The sequence below is a fragment of the Methylobacterium mesophilicum genome (assembly GCF_036441335.1).
GTDB lineage: Bacteria > Pseudomonadota > Alphaproteobacteria > Rhizobiales > Beijerinckiaceae > Methylobacterium > Methylobacterium mesophilicum_B.
In genome coordinates this window covers 59,326-82,851 of the sequence record NZ_MLBW01000004.1, presented here as the reverse complement: position 1 = coordinate 82,851, position 23,526 = coordinate 59,326, and the positions used below count along the sequence as shown (strand labels likewise).

The 23,526-nt window shown below is 72.9% G+C and carries 25 protein-coding genes; 12 read left to right on the top strand and 13 right to left on the bottom strand.

Annotated elements, in window-relative coordinates:
- Positions 1-115 precede the first annotated feature (115 nt).
- The 4 genes from purF (at position 116) to MMR14E_RS02680 (ending at position 4,059) form a co-directional block, all read left to right on the top strand.
- Positions 116-1,591 (top strand): amidophosphoribosyltransferase, encoded by a 1,476-nt coding sequence (gene purF, locus MMR14E_RS02695; RefSeq protein ID WP_091681890.1) that lies wholly within the window; start codon positions 116-118, stop codon positions 1,589-1,591.
- A 64-nt stretch (positions 1,592-1,655) separates the two neighbouring features.
- The gene (locus MMR14E_RS02690; protein ID WP_331312693.1) at positions 1,656-2,405 is read left to right on the top strand and encodes an SDR family NAD(P)-dependent oxidoreductase; all 750 of its coding nucleotides are present in this window, start codon (positions 1,656-1,658) and stop codon (positions 2,403-2,405) included.
- 63 nt (positions 2,406-2,468) lie between these two features.
- A complete protein-coding gene (locus MMR14E_RS02685) occupies positions 2,469-2,879 on the top strand; it encodes a dihydrofolate reductase (protein ID WP_012320823.1) in 411 nt (136 codons plus the stop codon).
- Positions 2,880-2,940: 61 nt separating this feature from the next.
- Positions 2,941-4,059: a carboxylate-amine ligase gene (locus tag MMR14E_RS02680; protein WP_331312692.1), complete on the top strand. Its 1,119-nt coding sequence runs from the start codon at positions 2,941-2,943 to the stop codon at positions 4,057-4,059.
- A gap of 122 nt (positions 4,060-4,181) precedes the next feature.
- Here the strand turns inward: MMR14E_RS02680 and der are convergent, their stop codons facing one another.
- From der to MMR14E_RS02665, 3 genes are all read right to left on the bottom strand, one after another.
- The gene (der, locus tag MMR14E_RS02675; RefSeq protein WP_331312691.1) at positions 4,182-5,531 is read right to left on the bottom strand and encodes a ribosome biogenesis GTPase Der; all 1,350 of its coding nucleotides are present in this window, start codon (positions 5,529-5,531) and stop codon (positions 4,182-4,184) included.
- Positions 5,532-5,562: 31 nt separating this feature from the next.
- On the bottom strand, positions 5,563-6,273 hold the full coding sequence (locus MMR14E_RS02670; RefSeq protein WP_331312690.1) for a tetratricopeptide repeat protein: 711 nt from the start codon (positions 6,271-6,273) through the stop codon (positions 5,563-5,565).
- A 152-nt stretch (positions 6,274-6,425) separates the two neighbouring features.
- Positions 6,426-7,037, bottom strand: a complete 612-nt coding sequence (locus MMR14E_RS02665; protein ID WP_331312689.1) for an NnrU family protein — start codon at positions 7,035-7,037, stop codon at positions 6,426-6,428.
- Between the two features lie 128 nt (positions 7,038-7,165).
- On the opposite strand from MMR14E_RS02665, the gene MMR14E_RS02660 reads away from it, so the two are divergent.
- Complete coding sequence (locus tag MMR14E_RS02660) at positions 7,166-8,395, top strand: hypothetical protein (protein WP_331312748.1); 1,230 nt, start codon at positions 7,166-7,168, stop codon at positions 8,393-8,395.
- Positions 8,396-8,473: 78 nt separating this feature from the next.
- Here MMR14E_RS02660 and MMR14E_RS02655 read toward each other — a convergent pair whose 3' ends face one another.
- The gene (locus tag MMR14E_RS02655) at positions 8,474-8,695 is read right to left on the bottom strand and encodes a hypothetical protein (protein ID WP_331312688.1); all 222 of its coding nucleotides are present in this window, start codon (positions 8,693-8,695) and stop codon (positions 8,474-8,476) included.
- 136 nt (positions 8,696-8,831) lie between these two features.
- Here MMR14E_RS02655 and MMR14E_RS02650 point away from each other — a divergent pair, with 136 nt between their 5' ends.
- Both MMR14E_RS02650 and MMR14E_RS02645 read left to right on the top strand, forming a co-directional pair.
- Positions 8,832-9,122 (top strand): hypothetical protein, encoded by a 291-nt coding sequence (locus MMR14E_RS02650; RefSeq protein ID WP_331312687.1) that lies wholly within the window; start codon positions 8,832-8,834, stop codon positions 9,120-9,122.
- A gap of 47 nt (positions 9,123-9,169) precedes the next feature.
- A complete protein-coding gene (locus MMR14E_RS02645; RefSeq protein WP_331312686.1) occupies positions 9,170-9,430 on the top strand; it encodes a hypothetical protein in 261 nt (86 codons plus the stop codon).
- A gap of 264 nt (positions 9,431-9,694) precedes the next feature.
- Here the strand turns inward: MMR14E_RS02645 and MMR14E_RS02640 are convergent, their stop codons facing one another.
- The 9 genes from MMR14E_RS02640 to MMR14E_RS02600 all read right to left on the bottom strand — a co-directional run bounded on the left by MMR14E_RS02640 (position 9,695) and on the right by MMR14E_RS02600 (position 18,040).
- Positions 9,695-10,363 carry an SOS response-associated peptidase gene (locus MMR14E_RS02640; RefSeq protein WP_331312685.1) on the bottom strand — a complete coding sequence of 223 codons (669 nt, stop codon included), beginning with the start codon at positions 10,361-10,363 and terminating at the stop codon, positions 9,695-9,697.
- Positions 10,364-10,477: 114 nt separating this feature from the next.
- Positions 10,478-11,653, bottom strand: coding sequence for a zinc-dependent alcohol dehydrogenase (locus MMR14E_RS02635; RefSeq protein ID WP_331312684.1), 1,176 nt, complete (start codon positions 11,651-11,653; stop codon positions 10,478-10,480).
- 185 nt (positions 11,654-11,838) lie between these two features.
- Complete coding sequence (locus tag MMR14E_RS02630; protein ID WP_331312683.1) at positions 11,839-13,080, bottom strand: cytochrome P450; 1,242 nt, start codon at positions 13,078-13,080, stop codon at positions 11,839-11,841.
- Entirely contained in the window at positions 13,073-14,101 is a 1,029-nt protein-coding gene (locus tag MMR14E_RS02625) for an NAD(P)/FAD-dependent oxidoreductase (protein ID WP_331312747.1), read from the bottom strand. The genes MMR14E_RS02630 and MMR14E_RS02625 overlap by 8 nt, the downstream gene beginning before the upstream one ends.
- Positions 14,102-14,131: 30 nt before the next feature.
- Positions 14,132-14,371 carry a ferredoxin gene (locus MMR14E_RS02620; protein ID WP_331312682.1) on the bottom strand — a complete coding sequence of 80 codons (240 nt, stop codon included), beginning with the start codon at positions 14,369-14,371 and terminating at the stop codon, positions 14,132-14,134.
- Positions 14,368-15,684 carry a glycosyltransferase gene (locus MMR14E_RS02615; protein WP_331312681.1) on the bottom strand — a complete coding sequence of 439 codons (1,317 nt, stop codon included), beginning with the start codon at positions 15,682-15,684 and terminating at the stop codon, positions 14,368-14,370. Before MMR14E_RS02615 ends, MMR14E_RS02620 begins: the two co-directional genes overlap by 4 nt.
- A gap of 287 nt (positions 15,685-15,971) precedes the next feature.
- Positions 15,972-16,604 (bottom strand): TPM domain-containing protein, encoded by a 633-nt coding sequence (locus MMR14E_RS02610; RefSeq protein WP_091980021.1) that lies wholly within the window; start codon positions 16,602-16,604, stop codon positions 15,972-15,974.
- Positions 16,594-17,382, bottom strand: a complete 789-nt coding sequence (locus tag MMR14E_RS02605) for a TPM domain-containing protein (protein WP_419539294.1) — start codon at positions 17,380-17,382, stop codon at positions 16,594-16,596. Before MMR14E_RS02605 ends, MMR14E_RS02610 begins: the two co-directional genes overlap by 11 nt.
- Before the next feature lie 34 nt (positions 17,383-17,416).
- On the bottom strand, positions 17,417-18,040 hold the full coding sequence (locus MMR14E_RS02600; protein WP_376738905.1) for a LemA family protein: 624 nt from the start codon (positions 18,038-18,040) through the stop codon (positions 17,417-17,419).
- A 230-nt stretch (positions 18,041-18,270) separates the two neighbouring features.
- Here MMR14E_RS02600 and MMR14E_RS02595 point away from each other — a divergent pair, with 230 nt between their 5' ends.
- The 5 genes from MMR14E_RS02595 to MMR14E_RS02575 all read left to right on the top strand — a co-directional run bounded on the left by MMR14E_RS02595 (position 18,271) and on the right by MMR14E_RS02575 (position 23,360).
- On the top strand, positions 18,271-18,645 hold the full coding sequence (locus MMR14E_RS02595; protein WP_331312680.1) for a hypothetical protein: 375 nt from the start codon (positions 18,271-18,273) through the stop codon (positions 18,643-18,645).
- 25 nt (positions 18,646-18,670) lie between these two features.
- Positions 18,671-19,591: a LysR substrate-binding domain-containing protein gene (locus MMR14E_RS02590; RefSeq protein WP_331312679.1), complete on the top strand. Its 921-nt coding sequence runs from the start codon at positions 18,671-18,673 to the stop codon at positions 19,589-19,591.
- 100 nt (positions 19,592-19,691) lie between these two features.
- Positions 19,692-20,885, top strand: coding sequence for a CaiB/BaiF CoA-transferase family protein (locus tag MMR14E_RS02585; protein WP_331312678.1), 1,194 nt, complete (start codon positions 19,692-19,694; stop codon positions 20,883-20,885).
- Positions 20,882-21,808 (top strand): hydroxymethylglutaryl-CoA lyase, encoded by a 927-nt coding sequence (locus tag MMR14E_RS02580; RefSeq protein WP_331312677.1) that lies wholly within the window; start codon positions 20,882-20,884, stop codon positions 21,806-21,808. The genes MMR14E_RS02585 and MMR14E_RS02580 overlap by 4 nt, the downstream gene beginning before the upstream one ends.
- A 223-nt stretch (positions 21,809-22,031) precedes the next feature.
- Entirely contained in the window at positions 22,032-23,360 is a 1,329-nt protein-coding gene (locus tag MMR14E_RS02575) for an MFS transporter (protein WP_331312676.1), read from the top strand.
- The last annotated feature ends 166 nt before the right edge of the window (positions 23,361-23,526 follow it).

Below are 23,526 nucleotides of genomic sequence, written 5' to 3'. Positions count from 1 at the left end.
TAGGTCTCGTCGCGCGGAACGCCTAGATAGCGGTTCCGGTGGTGTACGGATTGCTTCCGCGACGACCGGCGCGCCGGCCCGTCGCCGCCGGGATCTGTGAGTGATCGACAGCCCCATGTCACACGCCGCCGCCTCCACCGACACCTTCGATCTCGATCTCGACGGCGACACCCTCCGCGAGGAGTGCGGCGTCTTCGGCATCTTCGGCCATCCGGACGCCTCGGCGATCGTCGCGCTCGGCCTGCACGCCCTGCAGCACCGGGGCCAGGAGGCGGCCGGCATCGTCTCCTTCGACGGCTCGGTGTTCCATTCCGAGCGCCGCCCCGGCCTCGTCGGCGATTCCTTCTCGGACGGCGACACGATCGCCCGCCTCAAGGGCCGCGCCGCCATCGGGCACGTGCGCTACTCGACCACCGGCGGCACGATCCTGCGCAACGTCCAGCCGCTCTTCGCGGAACTCGCCAGCGGCGGCCTCGCGGTCGCCCACAACGGCAACCTGACCAACGCCCTGTCGATCCGCCGCGACCTCGTGCGCGACGGCGCGATCACCCAGTCGACCTCGGATACCGAGGTGATCCTGCACCTCGCGGCCCGCTCGCGGAAGCCGCGGATCATCGAGCGATTCATCGACGCCCTGCAGGCGATCCAGGGCGCCTACGCGATCGTGGCGCTGACCAACAAGAAGCTGATCGGCGCCCGCGACCCGCTGGGCATCCGCCCGCTGGTGCTGGGCGAACTCGACGGCCGCTACATGCTGGCCTCCGAGACCTGCGCGCTCGACATCATCGGCGCCCGGTTCGTGCGCGACATCGAGAACGGCGAGATCGTGGTGATCTCCGAGGAGGGGATCGAGTCGATCCGTTTCGCCGACGCCGTGCCGATGCGGCCCTGCATCTTCGAGTACATCTACTTCGCCCGGCCGGACTCGGTGGTGAACGGCAAGAGCGTCTACGCGGTGCGCAAGGCGATCGGCCGCGAGCTGGCCCGCGAGGCCGCGGCGCCGGCCGACATCGTCGTGCCGGTGCCGGATTCCGGCGTTCCGGCGGCGCTCGGCTTCTCGCAGGAGACCGGGATCCCGTTCGAGATGGGGATCATCCGCAACCACTACGTCGGCCGGACCTTCATCCAGCCGACCCAGTCGGTGCGCGAGCTCGGCGTGCGGATGAAGCACTCGGCCAACCGCGCGGCGATCGAGGGCAAGAGCATCGTCCTCGTGGACGACAGCCTCGTGCGCGGCACGACCTCGGTGAAGATCGTCCGGATGATGCGCGAGGCCGGCGCCGCGGAGGTGCATTTCCGGATCGCCTCGCCGCCGATCACCTATCCGGACTTCTACGGGATCGACACGCCCGAGCGGGAGAAGCTGCTCGCCGCGACCCACGATCTCGAGGCGATGCGCAAGTATATCGGCGCCGATTCGCTGGCCTTCCTGTCGATCCCCGGCCTCTACCGGGCGATGGGCGAGGAGGCGCGCAACGCGGCCTGCCCGCAATACACCGACCACTGCTTCACGGGCGACTACCCGACCGGCCTGACCGACCTGTCCATCGCCGGCCCGAAGCGCTTCGCCATGCTGGCCGAGGCCGACTGACAGGATCCGGCCGTTTCGCGCGATCGGGCATCCCCTGCGCGCGGAAATGCGCTAGGTCCTCGCCATGGCTGAGTCTCAGAGAATCCTGGAAGGCCGCGTCGCGGTCGTCACCGGCGCGTCCCGCGGCATCGGGCGCGCCGCCGCCCTGGCGCTGGCCGGGGCTGGCGCCCACGTCATCGCGGTGGCCCGGACCGTGGGCGCCCTGGAGGAGCTCGACGACGCGATCCGCGCCGCCGGCTCCAGCGCCACCCTGGTGCCGTTCGACCTCGCCGACTACGACGCGATCGACCGCCTCGGCGCGGCGATCAACGAGCGCTGGAAGCGCCTCGACATCCTGGTCGCCAATGCCGGCATCCTCGGCGCCCTCATGCCGATCGGCCACATCACCCCGAAGATCTGGGGGCAGGTGATGGACGTGAACGTCACCGCCAACTGGCGCCTGATCCGCTCCCTCGACCCGCTGCTGCGCATGTCGGACGCGGGCCGCGCGATCTTCGTCTCGTCGGGGGCGGCCTCGAAGTGCCGGCCCTACTGGGGGCCCTACTCGGTCTCGAAGGCGGCGCTGGAGGCCCTGGTGCGGACCTACGCGGCCGAGAACGAGAGCACGGCGATCCGGGCCATGCTGCTCAATCCCGGCCCCCTGCGGACCGGCATGCGCCGCTCGGCCATGCCCGGCGAGGACCCCGAGACCCTCCGGACGCCCGAGGACCTCGCCCCCCATTTCGTGCGGCTCGCGGCACCGGACTGGGCCGAGACCGGGAAGCTGTACGATTTCCCCACCGACCGGGTGCTGCGTTTCCGCGCGCCCGAGTAAAGGGGTCCGGGGCCTGCGGCCCCGGCGGGTGGCGGGCGGAGCCCGCCGGGTTTGGGATTTGCGATGATCGACGTCCGCTGCATCTGCGCGATCGGCCTGCGGGGCCAGCTCGGCCTCAACGGCCACCTGCCCTGGGAGGGCAACACCGACCCGCTCTTCGTGGAGGACGTGACGCGCTTCTTCGCCCTGACCATGGGCCACGTGCTGATCGCCGGGCCGAAGACGGTGGCCTCGGTGCCGGAATTCGCCTTCAAGGACCGCACCATCGACGTGATCCGCAGCCACGAGGATCCGGAGGCGGTGCTCAAGCGCTATCCCGGACGGCGGATCTTCGTCGGCGGCGGGATCGCGGTGTGGAACGTCTACGCCCGGTACATCCAGAACTGGGACATCACGCGCCTTCCCTACGACGGCGAGGCCGACCGCTGGTTCGATCCCGCCTGGCTGGTCGGCGGGCCGCTGCGGACACCCTGAGCGGCACCTTCGTCCCCGCCGGCGCGTTGGCGCGCACGCGTCGCGTTTCCCGGAGACCACGATGAGCGCCCCGAGCTACCGCTTCGGCATCGAGGAGGAGTACTTCCTGGCCGACGCCGAGACCCGCGGGACGCCGCGGGGCGACCTCGCGGCCTTCCACGCCCGCGTGAAGGCGGAGCTGCCCGAGACGGGCCGCGAACTGGTCGCCGCGCAGGTCGAGGTCTGCACGCCGCCGCTCACCGACGCGGCCGCCGCCCGGGAGAATCTCGGCGGCCAGCGGCGGCAGCTCGCCGGGATCGCGGCCGAGAACGGCCTGCGGCTCTTGGCCTGCGGCACCCATCCCCTGGCGCGCTGGTCGCGCCAGACCGCCACCGACGGGGAGCGCTACAAGGGCATCCTGTCGGATGTCGGCATCGCGGCGCGGCGGGCCCTGATCTGCGGGATGCACGTCCACGTCGAGGTGCCGGATCCCGACGCGCGCGTCGACCTGATGAACCGGCTGCTGCCGTTCCAGCCGCTGCTGCTCGCGCTGTCGGCCTCCTCGCCGTTCTGGCAGGGCGAGGCGACGGGCCTGCGGGCCTACCGGCTCAGCGTCTTCGGGGAATTGCCGCGCACCGGCCTGCCGGAACTGTTCGCCGACGCCGCCGCCCACGCGCGGTTCGTCGCCATCATGACCCGGTCGGGCGCCATCGCGGACGCGAGCTTCCTGTGGTGGTCGCTGCGGCCCTCCATCAAGTTCCCGACCTTGGAGCTGCGCATCGCCGACGCCTGCACGCGCCTCGACGACTCGCTCTGCATCGCGGCCCTGTTCCGCTGCCTCGTGCGCCTGTGCGCGCGCCGGCCCGACCTCCATGCCGGGCTCGACGGCGTCTCGCGGGCGCTGGCCTCGGAGAACCTCTGGCGCGCCCAGCACGGCGGCGTCGCCGCCTCCCTGATCGACGAGGCGCGGGGCGAGGCCGTGCCGTTCGCCGAGGCGCTGGAGGCGGTGCTCGCGCTGGTGGCGGAGGACGCGGACGCCCTCGGCTGCGCGGCGGACTTGGCCCGCGCGCGGGCGATCGTGGCGGAGGGGACCAGCGCGGACGGGCAGATCGCGGCCTACGAGGCCGCGCTCGCCGCCGGGCAGGACGAGCGCGCCGCCCTGGCGGCCGCGGTGGACTGGATCGCCGACGCGGCGCGCTGAGGAGTGCCGCACCCGCGCCGTCATCGCGAGCGCAGCGAAGTGACCCAGGGTTGCGCGGCGTCGGCCATCGTGACGCTGTCTGGGTTGCTTCGCTCCGCTCGCAAGGACGACCGGAGGTCGGATCAGCCTTTGTCGAACGGGTTCTGCGAGGTCCGCAGGGACAGGCGGATCGGGGTGCCCGGCAGGTCGAACGCCTCGCGCAGGCCGTTCACCAGATAGCGCGTGTAGGATTTCGGCAGGGCGTTGAGCTGGTTGCCGAACAGCGCGAAGTGCGGCGGCCGGCTCTTCACCTGCGTGGCGTAGCGGATCTTGATCCGCCGGCCCGACACCGCCGGGGGCGGGTTGCGGGAGGTAGCCTCGTTCAGCCAGTCGTTGATGCGCGAGGTGGAGACGCGCCGGTCCCAGACCTCGGCGGCCTGCACCACCGCCTGCATCAGCTTGTCGACACCGTCGCCCGCGAGGCCGGAGAGCGGCACGACCGCGACGCCGCGCACCTGCGGTAGCAGCCGGGTGCAATCCTCCCGGAGCTGCTTGAGCAGGCCCGGCTGGTCGGCGACCAGGTCCCACTTGTTGAGACCGATCACCAGGGCGCGTCCCTCGCTCTCGACGAGGTCGACGATCGTGAGGTCCTGCTTCTCGAACGGGATCGTGGCGTCGAGGAGCACCACCACCACCTCGGCGAAGCGCACGGCGCGCAGGCCGTCCGAGACCGCGAGCTTCTCCAGCTTGTCGTCGATCCGGGCGCGGCGGCGCATCCCGGCCGTGTCGTGCAGCTTGATCCGCCGCCCGCGCCACTCCCAGTCCAGGGAGATCGAGTCGCGGGTGATGCCGGCCTCGGGGCCGACGAGCAGCCGGTCCTCGCCGAGCATGTTGTTGATCAGGGTCGACTTGCCGGCATTCGGGCGGCCGACGATGGCGACCTTCAGGGCGCGGCCGCCGGGGGCGTCGTCGTCGGCCTCCTCGTCCTCGTCGTGCTGGGGCAGGGCGCCCTTGAGCGCCTCGTGCAGCTCGCCCAGGCCCTCGCCGTGCTCGGCCGAGAACGGGATCGGGTCGCCGAGCCCGAGGGTGAAGGCCTCGTAGGCGCCGGCGAGACCGGCGCCGCCCTCGGCCTTGTTGGCGATCAGGATCACCGGGCAGCCGGCGCGGCGCACCAGCTCGGCGAAGGGCTGGTCGGCCGGCAGCACGCCGGCGCGGGCGTCGATGACGAACAGGACCACGTCGGCGGCGAGGATCGCCGCCTCGGTCTGCATCCGCATCCGGCCCGTGAGGGTCTTCTCGTCGGCCTCTTCCAGGCCGGCGGTGTCGATCACCCGGAACTGGAGGCCGCCGAACGCGACGTCGCCCTCGCGCCGGTCGCGGGTCACGCCCGGGCGGTCGTCGACCAGCGCGAGCTTCTTGCCCACGAGGCGGTTGAACAGGGTCGACTTGCCGACGTTCGGCCTCCCGACGATCGCGACGGTCGGCATATCCATGGTGGTTCTCGAGACAGTCCGGACGATGAAATCAGCGCGTGATCGGCGGGGGCGGCGCGGCGGGCTCGGGCTTGGCGGCGGTCACGGTCACGGGACCGCCCGCCACGATCGCCGCGTAGACCTCGATCCGCTCGCGCAGGTTCCGCGGCGTGTCGGGATCGGCCACGATCTGGTCGAACCAGCGGCTGGCGTCCTCGTAATCGCCCTTCTTCAGGGCGGCGAGGCCGAGCATCTCGCGGGCGGTGTGGCGGAACGGCGTCCCGGCCGCGAGGCCCTGGAGGTTGGCGAGCGCCGGGTCCGGGTTCGGCCCGTCGAGGCGCAGCAGCGCGGCGCGCAGGCGCGCGAGGTCGCGCAGGCCGTCGCCGAGGCCGGTATCGTCGGCGAGCTTGTCGAACTCCGCCGCCCCCGCCGCCGGATCGCGCTTGCCGGCCTCGGCCGCTGCCCGGAAGCGGGCGAGCAGGCGGTAGCCAGCCGGGCCCTGCGCCTCCAGCGTGTCGAAGGCCTTGTCGGCCTCCGCGACCTTGCCGTCCTTGGCGAGGCGGTTGGCGTCGTCGAACTGCACCGAGGCCACCTCGGCGGCCGCGCGCTGCTGGGCCTGCCAGTAGCGCCAGCCCGCGACGCCCGCCACCACGAGCACGGCGAGCGCGATGATCACGCCGCTGTAGCGTTTCCAGATCTGGAGGATCCGGTCGCGGCGGTAATCCTCGTCGACCTCGCGAAGGAACTCGTTGTTCTCGGCCATTCTATCCCGGCCCGCATGATTTCAGCGGACCACCTCGTCTCGTTCGGGCCCCGCGCCTAACACACGGGCGGCGGGTTGGCGACAGGCCATGTCTCAGGCCATGTCTCAGGCCATGTCTCAGGCATGTCTCAAGGGCCGCCTCAGGTGCCGGCTCAGGCCGCGCTGCCCGGCCAGACCGGCACGCCGATCACCGGGTAGTGCAGGTAGCGGGCGAAGACGAACCACGCGGCCGTGCCGATCACCAGGGCCAGGGCGTCGTTGCGCCAGCCCAGGGGCGCCGTCGCCGGGCCGCCGTGCTGGGCCGCGACCGCCCCGGGGGCGAGGTCCCGGCGCTTGGCGCTGATCCGCGCGGCCACCGCCCAGGCGAGGAAGCCGCCGAACAGCAGCATCGAGCCGAGATCGCCGTTGGCGAGGAGGTGCGCCGTCGCCCAGATCTTCACGGCGAGCAGCATCGGGTGCTTGGCCTTGGCGCGGATATGGCCCGGCAGGTAGGCGGCCGCGAGGCAGACGAAGGCGGCCCAGACCAGGGTCAGGGCGAGGTGGCGCGTCCAGACGGGCGGATCCCAGACCGGGATGTAGCCGGCGAGCCGGTAATCGTGGAAGCCGATCCCGATCAGCACGAGGCCGAGCAGCGACAGGGCGGTGTAGCCGAGCTTGTAGCGGCCCTCGCCGATCCGGCCGACGATCGCGGCGCGCCGGGTGCGGGCCATCGAGAAGGCGTGCGTGCCGAGGAACAGCACCAGCCCGAGGATCAGGAGAACCATGGATGACTTTCGGTCGGGCCGCGCGCGTCCGGTCGGCGGCGAGCACGCGGCAAGCACTCTGTAAGGGTTCTCAAGCGAATCTCCGCCTGTTTGTCCAGGCGCGGCCGGGACGCAGCCGGGTGGCGACCATGGGATGGGCGAACGGGATCGCCGGACGGGCGCGCGCCGCGCGCCGCGGATCCGGAACGGCCGCGCGGCGCATCCTCCCGACTCTGCTCCCGCTCCTCCCGCACGCAGCCGCGGCCGCGCCCGAGCCGCCGCTCTCGGCGCTGACCCTGGTCGGGCCGCCCGCGCTCGTCTTCAAGGCGGGGCGCGACGCCTGCGACGGCGCCGACGTGCCCGACGCGCCGGCGCGCGCCTTCCGGGACGCGTCGGGCGCGGTGGCGCTCTACGGGATGCATTACCGCAACCGGGCGCTGCGCGGCCCCGACCTCGAACATCTCAAGCTCGACTGCGCGGTGGTGCTCGATTCGGGCGAGAAGCCCGACCCGGCCGCCTACGACGACCGCTCCTGGATCACCGCGACCTGGACCGACGACGGGACCCGCGTGGCCGCGCTCCTCCACCACGAGTACCAGGCCAACGAGCATCCCGGCCGCTGCCCGGCCGCCAGCTACATGGCCTGCTGGTACAACACGATCACCGCCGCCGCCTCGGCGGATGGCGGCCGCAGCTTCGCGCGGCAGAGCCCGCCCACGGTCGTCGCCGGGGCGCCGTTCCGGCAGGAGATCGACCAGGGCCGCCACCGCGGCTTCTTCAACCCGTCGAACATCGTGGCCGACGGAAGGTGGCGCTACGTCCTCGTCTCGACCACCGGCTGGACCCGGCCCGGCAGCGACCAGGAGGCGGGGGTCTGCCTGTTCCGCAGCGACGACCCGGCCGACCCGACCCGGTGGCGGGCCTGGACCGGCACCGGCTTCACCGCCGCCTTCCCGGACCCCTACCGCGCCGCCCGCCCGAACACGGCGACCTGCCGGCCGGTCGGGCCGTTCCCGGGCCCGGTCGGCGCCGTCGTCCGGCACCGCGGCTCCGGCGCCTGGATCGCCGTGTTCATGGCCAAGGCGGGTGAGGGCTTTCCCCGGTCGGGCTTCTACTGGACGACCTCCCGCGACCTGGTCACCTGGGACAGCCCGCGCCTGCTCCTGGAGGGCGCGACCCTCTACGACGACCCGTGCGCGGCGACGGCGCCGCTCCTCGCCTACCCGTCGCTGCTCGACCCGGATGCGCGCGGCCGCAACTTCGACGACGTCGGCGACCGGGCGCTGCTGACCTACGCGAGCCTGCGCACGGAGGGCTGCACGATCACCTCCGACCGCGACCTGCTGCGCCGACCGGTGGCGATCCGCGTCTGGCCCTGATCCCGCTCGACCGACGGGCCCCTCCCGCGCGACACCGACCCGAGCTTCGGCCGCATCCCGCCCGACCGGGCCGCGGCTCTACGGAGCGGGCCGGCCGAGCGCCACCGTGTAGGACGGGCCGGCCGCGACGGAGCGCCCGGAAACGCCGATCCGCTGGCAGAGCACGGTGCCGAGGGTCACGCTCAGCATCAGCGCGGTCGCGGAGAGCAGGACCGTGGTCGCCCGGGCATAGGCGCGACCGGCATGGATCAGCAGGCAGCCGAACGCGAAGATCGCGACGGCCTGGAACAGGTGCTGCACGGGCGACGTCCTCTCTGGCGGCGGACGCGCGGTCCGGGCCGGCCGGGATCGAGCGCCATCGTGTCCGAGCGGCGTGAAAACGCGGTTAACGTCGGGTATAGCTGGCTCCGGAGTCGCCCGCTTAGAGAGAATCCGCATGTCGCGTTCGAGGGTTCCGGAGGCGCAGAGCCGCCCCGGCGGGACGGGGGTGATCCCGTCCCACGACACGGCGATCCTGGGATCGGGCGCCGTCGGCGCGGGGGCGATCGGGGCGTCGGCCCTGGGCGCCCTGGCCCTCGGGGCCGCGGCCCTCGGCGTCGTGGCGGTCGGCGCCTTCGCGATCGGCCGCCTCTCGGTGGGCCGCGCCCGGGTCGGCACCCTGGAGGTCGGCTCGCTGGAGATCGACACGCTCACGGTGCGGTCGGTGCGGATGCCGGACCGCGGCTGAGCCGCGGCGCCGGGCTCGGCACCGGGAGAAGTGCGAGGAGGGGAGCGATGACCGATCGGAAACCGCCCTTCCGGCCCGCGGACGCGGTCGACGCTCTCGGCGAGGTCGAGGGCGATTTCGTCCTGCCGCTCTGCCTGCCCGGAGCCAACCTGCTGATCGGCGAGGACCTCGCCATGCTGGTCCTCGACACGATCCACGGGCAGCGGGTCGGCCTGCCGCTGAGCCAGCAGGGCGCGGCCGACCTCCACGCGGTCCTGGGCGAGGCCCTGCGGCTGCTTCAGGCGCGGGACCGCGGCCCCATCCAGTAGGGTGCTCGCGCCGCGGCGAAAGGCTTCGTTGAGGCGGCCGGGCTAGACAGGCCCCGGTTCCTCTCCAGGGCGGCCGATGCGCGCTCCGTTGCTTCTCCTGCTGCTGACCTGCGCCGCCCCAGCGCAGGCCCGGCCCGCCACCTTCCTGGCGGTGCACGCCGTCGGCATGGCCGCGCTGCCGCCGGTCCCGCCCGCGCCTGCGGCCGCACCCGGTCGGCCGCGCCCGACGGCGCCTCCGGCGAGCCGGCCGGCGGCTAGCGCCTCTCACGCCTCGGTTTCGGCCTCCGGCCCGTCCGAGCGGGCGCCGCGGGCGACCTCGCGCATCGCCGTGTCGGGCAGCGGCCTCTGGAGCCGGAGCGCCTCCGCGGTCGGCGCCTCCAGCCACGTCGCCCATTCCTCCGGCTTCGTGAGCAGGACCGGCATGGCCTTGGGATGGACCGGCCCGACGACGCCGTTCGCCTCCGTGGTCAGGAAGGCGAAGAGCCGGTGCTCCTCGGCGACCCGGTCGGGGTTCTCGCGCTTCGTGCCGCGCACGCCGGTCCAGGGCCGCCAGATCCCCGCGAAGGCGAAGAGCGGCCGGTCCTCGTCCAGGGCGAACCAGACCGGCGTCTTGCGCGGCTTGGTGTCGGCGTACTCGCTGAAGGCGGTGACCGGCACGAGGCAGCGGTGGGCGACCCCGAGCCAGGGCCGCCAGTGCGGGCTCGCGGCGTTGCGCACGTTGGTGATCGGATGCTCGCCGAACGCCTTCGGCCCCGGCATGCCCCAGCGCATCATCGCGAGGTCCCGGCCGGTCGCGCCGTTCAGGACCACCGGCGCCAGCTGGTCGGGAAAGATAGCCGGCAACGACGGGAGGTTTCCGGTGCGATCCTCCGCGATGCCAAAGGCCCGGCGCAGGTCCGCGGGGCCGGTCCGCAGGCTGTAGAGATTGCACATGGACGTCCCGCGCGGTCGGTGAGCACGGGGCCGGCTTACACGCTTCCGGGACGCCGCGCCCAGCCCGGCGGAGCGGGCGCGTCCCGGCCGACCGCAGACCGGGACGCCGCCGCCTCAGTTCAGGTGGAACACCACCTTCACGCAGCCGTCCTTCTTGTCGCGGAAGGCCTTGTAGAGGTCCGGCCCCGCCGCGAGGTCCTGCGAGCGGTGGGTGATCAGGGAGGTCGTGTCGATCTTGCCCTCCTGGATCAGCTTGGTCAGCGGCTCGAGGTAGCGCTTCACGTGGGTCTGCCCGCTCTTGAGGGTCAGGCCCTTCTGGACGATCGAGCCCATGTTGACCGGGATCGGCCCGCCGTAGACGCCCGGCACCGAGACGATCCCGCAGGGGCGGACCGCCTTGATGGCCTCGGCCAGCGCGTAGGGCCTCTCGGTGGCGGTGAGCTTCTCCTGCACCGTCGACAGCATGCCGGTGAGACCGCCGTGGCCGGCGCTCGCCTCCATGCCGACGCAGTCGATCACGCCGTCGGCGCCCTGGCCCTTGGTGATCTCCTTGATCCGCTCGAACACGTCCTCGTTCATGAAGTCGATGACGTCGGTGGCGCCGGCCTTCTCGGCGAGGGCGATCCGCTCGGGTACGGTCTCGATGGCGATGATCCGCCCCGCTCCCATGATCTTCGCCGACTGGATTGCGAAGATGCCGACCGGGCCGGTGCCCCAGACCGCGATCGTCTCGCCGCCCCGGATCTCGCAGTGCTCGGCGCCCTGCCAGCCGGTGGGCAGGATGTCGGTGAGGAACAGGACGGACTCGTCGTCCATGCCGTCCGGCACCTTCATGGGCGCGACGTCCGCCATGGGCACGCGCACGTACTCGGCCTGACCGCCCGCGTAGCCGCCGGTGAGGTGCGAGTAGCCGAACAGGCCGGCCGTCGTGTAGCCGAACTGCGCGGCCGCCATCTCGGCGTTGCGGTTCGAGCGCTCACACACGGAAAAATTGCCGAGCTTGCACTGCCGGCAGGAGCCGCAATTGATGTTGAAGGGCACGACGATCCGGTCACCCTTCTTGAACTTGGTGAAGCCCTGTCCGACCTCGACGACCTCGCCCATGAATTCGTGACCGAGGACGTCGCCGCTCTTCATGGTCGGCATCAGGCCGTCCATCAGGTGCAGGTCCGAGCCGCAGATCGCGCAGCTCGTGACCTTGATGATGACGTCGCGGGAATCCTCGATGACCGGATCCGGGACCGTGTCGCAGCGGATGTCGTTGCGGCCGTGCCAGCACAGTGCCTTCATGGCGTCGTCTCTCCGGGAGCTCTCGGGATCGCGGCCGTCTCGGCCGTTCTCCCGTAAAGCCCGCCGCGGTACGGCCAAGTTCCGGAGCCGCCGCCCGCCCGCCGCGGGCGAAGGGGTTTACAAATGTTTCACGTGAAACAGCCCCGTTCACCGGCGCTTTACGACTCGCGCGGACCCGGTCCGGATCAGGCGATCCCGTCGATGCCGATCCCGAGCTGTTCCGGTCCCCGGAGCGACGCGCCCGGCCGGTAGGGCGGCGGATCGACCGCGAGGCGCGGGGCGACGAGGCGGCGGCTCAGCGCCACCAGGGCGATCTCGGCCTCGAGCCGCGCCAGCGGCGCGCCGACGCAGTAGTGCAGGCCCCCGCCGAAGCCGAAATGCTCGATGTCGGCCCGGTCGGGATCGAAGCGGTCGGGCTCCGCGAACCGGTCGGGATCGCGGTTCGCGGCGGCGAACATCAGAATGACGGGCGCGCCCTTCGGGATCATCTCGCCGGCCACCGCGATCGCGCCGAGGGCCTTGCGGGTCCGGAAATGCACCGGCGGCTCGTAGCGCAGGACCTCCTCGATCAGGCGCGGCGCGCGCTCCGGATCGGACCGGAGCCGCTCCAGCTCCTCGGGATGCCGGAGCAGGGTCAGCATGGCGTTGGTGATGAGGTTCACGGTGGTCTCGTGGCCGGCGACCAGCAGCAGGACCGCCGTCGACAGGAGGTCGAAGTCGCTCATCTGCTTCCGGCCGTCCGGACCGGGGGCGGCGAGGCCGCTCAGCATGTCGTCGGCCGGGCGCCGCCGCTTCTCGCGGATGAGGTCGCGCATGTAGGCGGCGATCTCGTCGAAGGCGCCGACGATCTGGCGCCGGGTCGCGTCGTCGTGGCGCGCGTCCGGCTCGACGGCCGTGGCGAGCTGCGTCGCCCAGGCCTGGAACCGCGGCTCGTCCTCGCGCGGCACGCCGAGCAGCTCGCAGATCACCGTGACCGGCAGCGGGTAGGAGAGGTCGCTCACGAGACAGACCTCCCGCCGGTCCCGGCACGCGTCGATCAGGCCGTCCACCTCCCGGGCGATCCGCGGCCGCAGCGCCTGCACCCGCGCGATCGAGAATTCCCGCATCACCAGGCTGCGCAGCCGGTCGTGGTCCGGCGGGTCGCGGAAGATGAACGGGCGGTGCGTGGCGCTGATGCGGTTCTTGATCGGGTTGAGGATCAGGTCCTTGAGCGGGTTGCCGGTGCGGGGCCGCCGGGGCGGCGGCAGGTCCTCGGAGCTGAGCCGCGGGTCGAACAGCAGGCTGCGGATCGCCGCGTGCGTGGAGACGACGTAGCTGCCGTCGCGCTGGCGGGAGACCGGCTGCCGCCGCAGCCGTCGATAGAGCGGGTACGGGTCGGCCCGGTTGGCCGGATCCATCACGGCGGCGAACAGCGCGTCGTCAGACATCGACGGTCTCGGCGGAAGGTCGCGCCGGGGCGGCGCGGCGCGGCGGGAAGCCCGGGGCCGCCATCTCGACGCGGGGCCGGTCGGTGGCGTCGGTGATCGGCGGGAACGGGTCGCCGGCCGTGATCGCCTCCGCGTAGGCCGGCAGCCAGCGGGCCTGATCGAACGAGACGGCCGCGACGCTGCGCCCGGCGCGGCCGTAGACGGCGAGGAAGCGGCGGGAGGCCCGGGACCCCTGCACCACAGCGACGGAATCGGCGCCGTCAGGGACCCCGACCAGCTTGATGTTGATCCCGAACTGGCTCGACCAGAAGGCCGGCAGGTGGCCGTAGGGGCGCTGGTCGCCGGGGCCTGCCAGCAAGTTGCGCGCGGCGTGCGCGGCCTGCTCGACGGCGTTGCCCCAGTGCTCGACGGCGATCAGGCGGTTGCCGTAGAGCGGGATCGGCCACCGGGCGACGTCGCCCGCGGCGTAGATGTCCGGGCAGGGCGCCCCGGCGGCGTCGAGGACCCGGCAGGCCGCGTCGCAGGTCACGCCGCCGGCATCGGCGCGCAGGCCCGCGTCCCGCAGCCAGCCGGTCGCCCGGGTCGCCCCCAGGGCGGCGATGACCAGGTTGGTCTCGATGGCACTGCCGTCCGCCAGCCGGGCCCGGGCGACGTGCCCGGACGCGTCACCCTCGAAGGCCCGCACCATCGTGCCGGGGCGGAACGTGGCGCCGGATTCCCGCAGGCGCTCGGCGATCACGCCGCCCACGAAGGTCCCGAGACCCCGGGCCAGGGGCGCGGCGTTCGGGTCGACCAGGGTCACGGGCAGCCCGAGGTCGCGCAGGCAGGAGGCCGCCTCGCAGCCGATCAGGCCACCGCCGACGATGAGCACCTGACGCGGGCGCGCCAGAAGGGCGTCCCGCAGGCCGGCCGCGTCGTCGCGCCCTCGCAGGGTGAAGATGCCGGCGAGCCCGCCGCCGGTCTCGGCCGGCCAGGGCCGGGCCTCGGCGCCGGTGGCGATCAGCAGGGCTTCGTAGGCCAGNGACCACCACGATGCCGGCGGGTTCGGGGCTCACGGCGCGCCCCCGTCGTCCGGGCCGGCCTGGAGGCTGATGGCGCGGACCGGGCAGGCCTGCACGGCCCGCTCGATGGCGCCGCGGCGGTCGGCCGGGGGCGCGGGATCGTAGAACAGGATCTCGTGGCCGCGGATCGCGAAGGCGTCCGGCGCGGCGTAGCAGCACTGGGCGTAGCCCTGGCAGCGGTTGAGATCCACGACGACCCGGAGCGCCGCCGCGTCGGAGGCCGGCTTCACGCCGACCTCGCGAGCGGGCGCGCGATCCCGGCATCGGCCCCGGCGCGCGCGAGATCGTCCAGAGCCGTCAGGATCGACGCCATGGCGTCCCGGGCCGCGAAGGCGTCCCGCAGCGCCCCGGCGCGCGCGCGGAAGCCGGGCTCTTCGAGCACACGCGCCACCGCGGCGCCGACCGCCTCCGGGCCCGGCGCGTTGGTCCCGAGGTTGATCCCGACGCCGGACCAGCCGATGCGCGCGTTCACCTCCGCCTTGTCCTCGGTCAGGCCGGCCGAGACGATCGGCACGCCGGCGGCGAGCGCCTGCGAGACGCTGCCGTAGCCGCCGTTGGTCACGAGCACGCTCACCCGCGGCAGCAATTCACGGAACGGCAGGAAGCACGACACGCGGGCGTTGGCTGGAACCGGAACCTTCAGCGCGTCCACGGGGCGGCCGCCGGTGGTGGCCAGGACCAGCAGATCGTCCCGGTCGGCCAGGGCGGTCAGGGTCGGCTCGACCAGCTCGCCGAAATCCGCGTTGGCCAGCGTGCCCTGGGTGACCAGCACGACGGGCCGGCCCGCCGCGTTCGCCGCCTCCAGATCGGGCCACCAGCCCGGGAGCGGCGCGGGCGGGGTCGGCGGCTGGAGCAGGCCGATGAAGCGCAGGCCCGGCGGCAGGGTGCCGTACTCGTACTCGAAGCCCGGCACGGTCGGCTGCAGGAACAGGTCCGGCAGGACCACGATCGAGTGGGGCAGGGACGCCGGCAGGGGCGGCAGACCGAGCGCGGCGAGCTTCGCGTCCGTGTAGGCCCGCACCGGGTTGACGAAGGCCGCGTCCATGCCGGCCTTCAGGGTGGCGTAGCGGACGAGGTCGTCCCGGTCGCGGGCCGGCGGCAGGCCGAGGCCCACGGGCGCGTGGTCGGGCCGGTCGAGGAACAGGATGCTGACGTTGACGGTCACGATCGGCGGCCGCGGCGCGCTGTCGAGGAGCAGCGGCAGCGCGCCCAGGAACATGCTGCCGGCCAGGATCACGTCGGGCGTCTCGGCGGCGATCAGCGCCCGCAGGGCGGCGGCCTGGACCGGCATCGGATCCACGAACCGGCGCTCGAACTCGCGGCGGTAGCGCTCCGGGCCGGCCGGCAGCTCGGTCTCGCGGTACTCGGCGGCGTGGTTGTCGGCGTAGGGCGCGAAGCGCAGGCCCGCCGCCTCGACCTTCGGCCGGAAGGCCGGGTCGGTGAGCACGAGGACGGAATCCCCCCGGGCCGCCGCCGTCCGGCCGATGGCGAGGAGCGGGTTCACGTGGCCGGTGAGCGGCGTCGCGGCGATCAGGATCTTCATCACGGCCTCCTCGCGCCGCCGGTCGTGCCGGCGTCGCTCCTGCTCGGGTGCCGGCGCTTTCAGGCGCGGGCGCCCCGTGGCCCCCGGCGCGCCGGACTCACAGGGGAAATCGCCGCCGGTCCAGCACAGTTACACAACCCCAGGGTGCTCGGTGCGGCGCCGCACCATCGCATCCGGTTGAAGTCCGACGCAATATCGGAGTGTCACAGGCCACAGCGATCGTGCGGCCCGCCGGCACGCGGCGCGTCCTCCGTTCGGACGACGGCGGACGGCGGCTGACCGCGACCTTAGTCGACGACGACGACCCGGTTCGGCAGCTCGTCGGGGTCGCCCGGACCCGCCGGGAGATGTTCCGCCAAGCAGGCCCCGACGCGCGCGACCGCGGCGGTCAGGCCGTCCTCGATGGCGCCGCGCCCCAGCGCCGGTATCAGCTCGGCGAGGATCCCGTCCCAGGCGGAGGGCGGGATCTCCCGCAGGACTCCGAGATCGGTGACGATCTCGGCGTGCCGCTCGGCGAGCGACAGGTAGAGCAGGATCCCGGTGCGCCGGCGCGTCAGGCTCAGGCCGCGCGACCAGAAGGCCCGCCGGGCCGCCTCCCGGGCGCGGGCGCGACGCAGGCGGCGCGGCACCAGGGCCATGCGCAGCCGCTCGTTCTGGCTCGCCGCGAGGATCGCCGCCACGAGGGCCGCCTGCGCCAGCAGGATCGACGCGGCGCTCCAGGCGGTCAGGGCGATCAGCGGCCAGGGCAGGACCAGCGCCGCGACGAGCGCGGTGAGCAGCACGATCGAGCGGTAGGCGCCGGCGCGCCGGCTCACCATCACGACGATCTCGCCGGAGGTCCCGGCCTCCGCGCGCCCGACCGCGTGGGCCAGCCGCTCCCGCGCTTCCGGTGTCAGGACAGCCGCGCGTCTACCAGTCACCGGAGGCCCCTCCGCCGCCCGACGAGCCGCCGCCGCCGGAAAACCCACCGTCGAAACCGCCCGAGGAGCCGCCCGAGCCGCCGTCCGAGAAGCCGCCGCCCCAGCCGCCCGAGCCGGGCCCCGGCAGGATGACGAGGCCGCCGGGCCTCGACCGGCCGCCCCGGCTCATGCGCCACGCGACGAAGACCACGATCAGGAGAAGGACGACGAAGACCGCCACCTGGGTGGGATCGACCTCGTCGGCCCGCACCTCGGGCTTGCGCTGCCAGTCCTGCGCGTCTCCGGCCAGGATCGACAGGATGCCGTCGACGCCGGCGTCCAGGCCGCCGAAATAGTCGCCGGTCTTGAAGCGCGGCGTGATGGCGCTCGCGATGATGACCTTGGACAGGGCGTCGGTCAGCGCCCCCTCCAGGCCGTAGCCGACCTCGATCCGGACCTTCCGCTCGCTCGGCGCCACCAGCAGCAGGACGCCGTTATTGGTTTTGGCCTGCCCGAGCTTCCAGTCCCGGAACAGGCGGTTGGCGTAGTCCTCGACGGTCGTGCCCTGCAGGTTCGGCACCGTGGCGACGACCACCTGATCCGAGGTCTTGTCCTCGTGCGCCTTGAGCTTGGCCTCCAGGGTGCCGCGCTGCTCCGGCGTCAGGATGCCCGCCGCGTCGACCACGCGTCCGGTCAGCGGCGGGAAGGTCAGCTCGGCCGCCATCGCCCCGATCGCGGTGATCGTCAGGCACGCCGCCAGGACGGCGAGCGACAGGACGTGCCGCGCCCGGAAGGGCATGGCCCGGCACACGGTCCGGCCCATATGCGCCACCCTAGAACTTCACGTTCGGCGGCCGGTCGGCGTTCGGCGTGGCCGTGAAGGTCTCCATCGGCTTGGCGTCGGGGTACAGCACGGCCGCGATCCAGCGGCCCGGGATCGTGCGCACCTCCGTGTTGTAGGCCTGGACCGCCGTGATGTAGTCGCGCCGCGCCACCGCGATGCGGTTCTCGGTGCCCTCCAGCTGGGATTGCAGGGCGAGGAAGTTCTGGTTCGACTTGAGGTCGGGGTATCTCTCCACCGTCACCAGCAGGCGACCGAGCGCGCCCGAGAGCTGGTTCTGGGCGTCCTGGTACTCCTTGAACTTCTGCGGGTCGCTGACCGTGGAGGCGTCGACCTTCACGCTCGACGCCTTGGCGCGCGCCTCGGTGACGCCGATCAGCACGTCCTTCTCCTGCTGGGCGTAGCCCTTCACGGTCTCGACGAGGTTGGGGATCAGGTCGGCCCGGCGCTGGTACTGGTTCTGCACCTCGCTCCACGCGGATTTGGCCTGCTCCTGCAGCGTCGGCACCCGGTTGACCGCTCCGCAGCCGGAGAGACCCGCGGCCACCAGGATCACCGAGAGCACGCCGAGGAGGCGCGCCGCGGGCGATGTCCGGCGCACCGCGCCGGCCGTCAGCGTCGTTCCCATATCGTCCCCCATCTGCCGGCCGAGACTCGGCCGCTTGATCACGAGCCCGAGAGATAAGGGCCGGAACCGCCAAGGTAAGGCCCTCGCCCACAGGGTCTTGAAGGTTTGTGGCGCGGCCCGCTAAGGGCGTCGGCAACGGACCGGGTCGGCGCACGTTCGGACCCTCGAGCCGATGGTCCGGCCGGGGATCGATCGGCGCGGCGCCGCGGAGGCCGGGAATGGATGCAGCACTCGCCGATCATGTCAGGGCCGCCAGCGCCGACGCGCGGCGCCACGCCCGCGCGTACCGGGCGCCGTCCGGCAAGGACGCGCTGCCCTGGTCGGTCATCGAGACGTTCGACGCCCGGGTCCGGGGCCACCTCGCCCGCGATCCGCGGATCGAGGACGAGCGCGACCGCGTCCTGATCGCCGCCGTGAAGCTCGCCGAGACGCCGGTCGAGGAGGGCGACGAGAGCGTCGCCGCGGCGCGCGCCCATCTGGTCGACGCGATCGACTACCTGGAGCAGGCGGTGCTGCGGTTCGGCCTCGTCAACCGGGAGGGGGCCAAGGCCGGGCTCGGCACCTACGGCCAGCCGGTCGGATCGCGCGACTGACGGTGCCCCCGGATCGAGCCGCCGGATGTCCGCCGACCTGCCCGCGGCCGCGACCCTCAGCCGCCTCGACCTGAAGACGCTCCGGCTGTTCGCGGCCATCTGCGCGGAGGGCACCCTGAACGGCGCGGCCCGCCGGGCGGCCATCGCGCCCTCGGCGGTGAGCAAGCGCCTCGCCGAGCTGGAGCACGCGCTGGGCTGCACCCTGCTCACCCGCGAGCCGCGCGGCATGCGGCCCACCCCGGCGGGCGAGACCCTGCTGCACCACACCCGCCGGATCCTGGCGAGCGCCGAGCAGATCGCCCTGGAACTCGCCGAGCACGCCCGGGGCGTGCGCGGATTCGTTCGGGTGCTCGCCAACCTCTCGGCCATCGTGGAGTTCCTGCCCGAGGACCTGCAGGCCTTCCTGGCGGCGCAGGACGGGATCCGGGTCGACCTGGAGGAGCGGCCGAGCGGCGGCGTCGTCGCCGGCGTCGAGGAGGGCTTCGCCGATCTCGGCCTGTGCGCCGACAACACCGACACCCGCAGCCTCACCGCCTACCCGTACCGGAGCGACCGCCTCGTCCTGGTGATGCCGGCCGGGCATCCCCTGTGCGACCGCGACGCCGTCGCGCTGGCCGACACCCTCGACTACGACCATGTCGGGCTGCACGCGGAGAGCTCGATCTACGCGGCCCTGCGCGACGAGGCCCGGCGCCTCGGCCGGCCGCTGCGGCTGCGCATGCACGTCCCGAGCTTCGACGCGATCTGCCGCATGGCGCAGGTCGGGCTCGGCCTCGGGACCGTGCCGGAGCGCGTCTACGCCCTGCTCGGCCCGCCGATGCGGCTCGCCGCGGTGCCGCTCACCGATCCCTGGGCCGCGCGCACGCTGCGCCTCGTGGTCCGCCCGGGCGCGCTGTCGCCCGCGGCGTCCCTCCTGCTGGAGCATCTCCGGGCCGCCGGCCGCTGAGCGTGCGTTCTCCCGCGGTGAACGCACGGTGGCGCATCGCGTTTGGACTTCGCCGCGGGAAGAGCCCTATCTCGGGGGCAACAAACGATGGAGGAGAGCCGTGTCCGGTCCGCTCAGCGGTATCCGCGTTCTCGAACTCGGTCAGCTGATCGCCGCGCCCTTCGCGACGCGGTTGATGGCCGAGTTCGGCGCCGAGGTCATCAAGGTCGAGCCCCCGGGCGAGGGCGATCCCCTCCGGAAGTGGCGCAAGATGCACGAGGGCACCTCGCTCTGGTGGTATCTCCAGTCGCGCAACAAGAAGTCGATCGCCGTCAATCTGAAGTCGCCCGAGGGGCTCGACATCGTCAAGCAGCTCGCCGCGAGCGCCGACGTGGTCGTCGAGAACTTCCGGCCCGGCGGCCTGGAGAAGCTCGGCCTCGGCTGGGACGTGCTCTCGGCGCTCAACCCGAACCTCGTGATGGTCCGGATCTCGGGCTACGGCCAGACCGGCCCCTACCGCGACCGGCCCGGCTTCGGCGCCATCGGCGAGTCGATGGGCGGCATCCGCTTCACCACGGGAAGCCCGGAGGCCCCGCCGGCCCGGGTCGGCGTCAGCATCGGCGACACCCTGGCCTCGCTCCACGGCGTCATCGGCGCGCTGATGGCCCTGCTGCGGGTCAAGACCGGGCAGGGCGCCGGCCAGGTGATCGACGTCTCGCTCGTCGAGAGCGTGTTCAACGTCATGGAGAGCCTCGTCCCGGAATACGACCTGCTGGGCGAGGTCCGGACGCGCACCGGCGGCGCGCTGCCGGGCATCACCCCGTCGAACACCTACCCGACGCGGGACGGCGGCTACGTGGTCATCGCCGGCAACAGCGACCCGATCTTCCGCCGTCTCATGACGGCGATCGGCCGTCCCGACCTCGCGGACGACCCGGCGCTGCGCAACAACGCGGGCCGCTCCCAGCAATCCGCGATGCTGGACGGCACCATCGCCGACTGGTCGAAGACCAAGAGTGTGGAGGAGGCGCTGGCCGTCCTCGACGCCGCCGACGTGCCGGCCGGCCGGATCTACTCGGTGGCCGACATCGTGGCCGACCCGCACTACCAGGCGCGCGAGATGATCCTGCAGGCGGAGCTGCCGGGCGGCACGGCCGTGAAGATGCCCGGCATCGTGCCGAAGCTCTCCGACACGCCCGGCGAGGTCCGCTGGCAGGGGCCGGCCCTCGGCGCCCACACCGATTCCGTCCTCGCCGAGCTCGGCCTCGACCCGGCGCGCATCGCCGCGCTGCGCGAGAAGGGAGCCGTGGCATGAGCGGCGATGCGCTGATCGTTCAGGAGGTCGCGACCCGCGACGGCTTCCAGATCGAGCCGGTCTTCGTGCCGACGGCCGAGAAGATCCGGCTGATCGACGCCCTGGCGGAGGCCGGCTTCAGCCGGATCGAGGTCTCGTCCTTCGTCTCGCCGAAGGCGGTGCCGGCGCTCGCCGACGCGGCCGAGGTCTTCTCCGGGATCCGGCGCCGGCCCGGGACCGTCTACGTCGCCCTGGTGCCGAACCCGAAGGGCGCCGAGCGGGCGCTCGCCGCCAGGGTCGACGAGATCAACCTCGTCGCCTCGGTGAGCGAGACCCACAACCGCGCCAATATGGGCATGAGCCCGGCCGACTCGATCGCCGGCTTCGCGCGGATCATGGATTCGGTGCGCGGCGCCCCGCTCAGCACCAACGCCACGGTGGCGACCGCCTTCGGCTGCCCGTTCGAGGGCGACCAGCCGGCCGACAGGGTCGTCGCGCAGGTGGAGCGCTACCTGTCGCTGGGCGTCGACGGCGTGACGCTGGCCGACACGACCGGCATGGCCAATCCCCGGCAGGTGAGCCGCCTCGTCGCGCGGGTCCTGCCGCTGGTCGGTCCCGGGCGCCTGACGCTCCACTTCCACAACACGCGCGGCCTCGGCCTCGCCAACGTGCTGGCGGCCTACGACGCGGGCGCCCGGCGCTTCGACGCGGCGCTCGGCGGCCTGGGCGGCTGCCCGTTCGCGCCCGGCGCCACCGGCAACATCTGCACCGAGGATCTCGTCAGCATGGCCCACGAGATGGGCGTGCCGACGGGCCTCGACCTCCCGGCGCTGATCGGCCTGTCGCGGGACCTGCCGCGCCTCGTCGGCCACGACGTGCCCGGCCAGGTCGCCAAGGCCGGACGGCCCTGCGACCTGCACCCGGCACCCGCCAGGGCGGCCTGAGCCGGAGACGGAGAGGGGCGGGCTCACAACGGCCCGCCCCACGCGTCGGACGCGACGCGCTCCCTCGCCCGAACGGGAGAGGGGACCCGCGCCTCGTCCGGCGAAGGCGGCATCGCCGTCGTGTGCCTTGAGCTGCGCCCGAACCTGACTTCGCGGGAAGCCGCCCGCCCGAAGGCGGCACCGCCCACGACACGTCCCCGAAAAACACACTACGGAGGAAACCATGACCGCAGCCCTGTCCGGGTCGCCGGCTGCCGTCGAGGCCGGCGCGGTGACGGAGACCGGCGTCGTCCGCAAGGTCGCGTGGCGGCTCATGCCGCTGATCATGATCTGCTACATGTTCGCGTTCTTCGACCGCATCAACATCAGCTTCGCCAAGTTCCAGCTCCAGAGCGACCTCGGCTTCAGCAACGTCGCCTACGGGCTCGGCGCGAGCATGTTCGTCGTCGGCTACGTGATCTTCGAGGTCCCCTCGAACCTGTTCCTCTACCGGGTCGGGGCGCGGCGCTGGATCGCCCGGATCATGATCTCCTGGGGCATCGCCACCGCGCTGATGATCTTCATCCGCAGCGAGTGGCACTTCTACGCCCTGCGCTTCCTGATCGGCGCCATGGAGGCGGGCTTCGCGCCCGGCATCCTCTATTACCTGACCATCTGGTTCCCGGCCTCGCATCGCGGGCGGATCACCTCGTTCATGTTCGTGGCCTCTGCCTTCTCGGGCATCTTCGGCGCGCCGGTGGCGGGGCTGATCCTCGGCGGCCTCAACGGCGTCGGCGGCCTCGCCGGCTGGCAATGGCTGTTCCTGGCCGGCGGCCTGCCCTGCCTCGTCCTCGGCGTGCTGGTGCTGATGCGCCTGGACGACCGGATCGCCGACGCGACGTGGCTCTCGGAGCCCGAGAAGGCGCTGCTGTCGAGCCGGATCGCGCACCACAACCGGGATATCGGCGACCACTCCCTCCTCGGGGCGATCAGGCAGCCGGGATTCCTGCTGATCGGGCTGATCTACTTCCTGCTCCAGATCGGCTCCTACGGCCTGAACTTCTGGGGGCCGGACCTGATCAAGACCGCGAGCGGCGGGCAGGCGGCGTCCGTGGGCTTCCTGACGGCGATCCCCTACATCTGCGGGGCGATCAGCATGGTGGTGATCGGGCGCCTGTCCGACGCCTCGGGCGAGCGGCCGAAATTCGTCGCCGGCCTCGCCATCGCGGCCGCGCTCGGCTTCTTCGGCGCCGGCCTGTTCGACAAGCACATCGTGCCGCTGATGGTCGCCCTGGCGCTGCTGGGCGCCGGCATCGTCGCGTCGATCCCGACCTTCTGGACGCTGCCGGCCAAGCTCGTCACCGGCGTCGGCGCGGCGGGCGGGATCGCGCTGATCAACACCCTCGGCCAGTTCGGCGGCATCGTCAGCCCGGTGATGGTCGGCTGGGTGAAGGACCTGACCGGCTCGACCACGCCGGCCCTGTACGGGATCGGCGTGCTCTGCCTCGTCGCCGCCGGGCTCGCGCTCTTCGCCATGCCGGCGAGCCTGCGCCGGAGCGACCGCGCGCCCTGACCGGGCGGCAGTGGGCGCCCCGGGTCGGATGACCTGCGGGGCGCCCGTGACGGCCGATTGCCGGCACGCGCGGTGTCAGACCGTGGCGATCCCTGAACCGGCGGGCGCAGGGGGCCCGGCCGGTGAAGCCGCCGGTATGGGCCAGCGGGCCGATCGACAGGCGGGT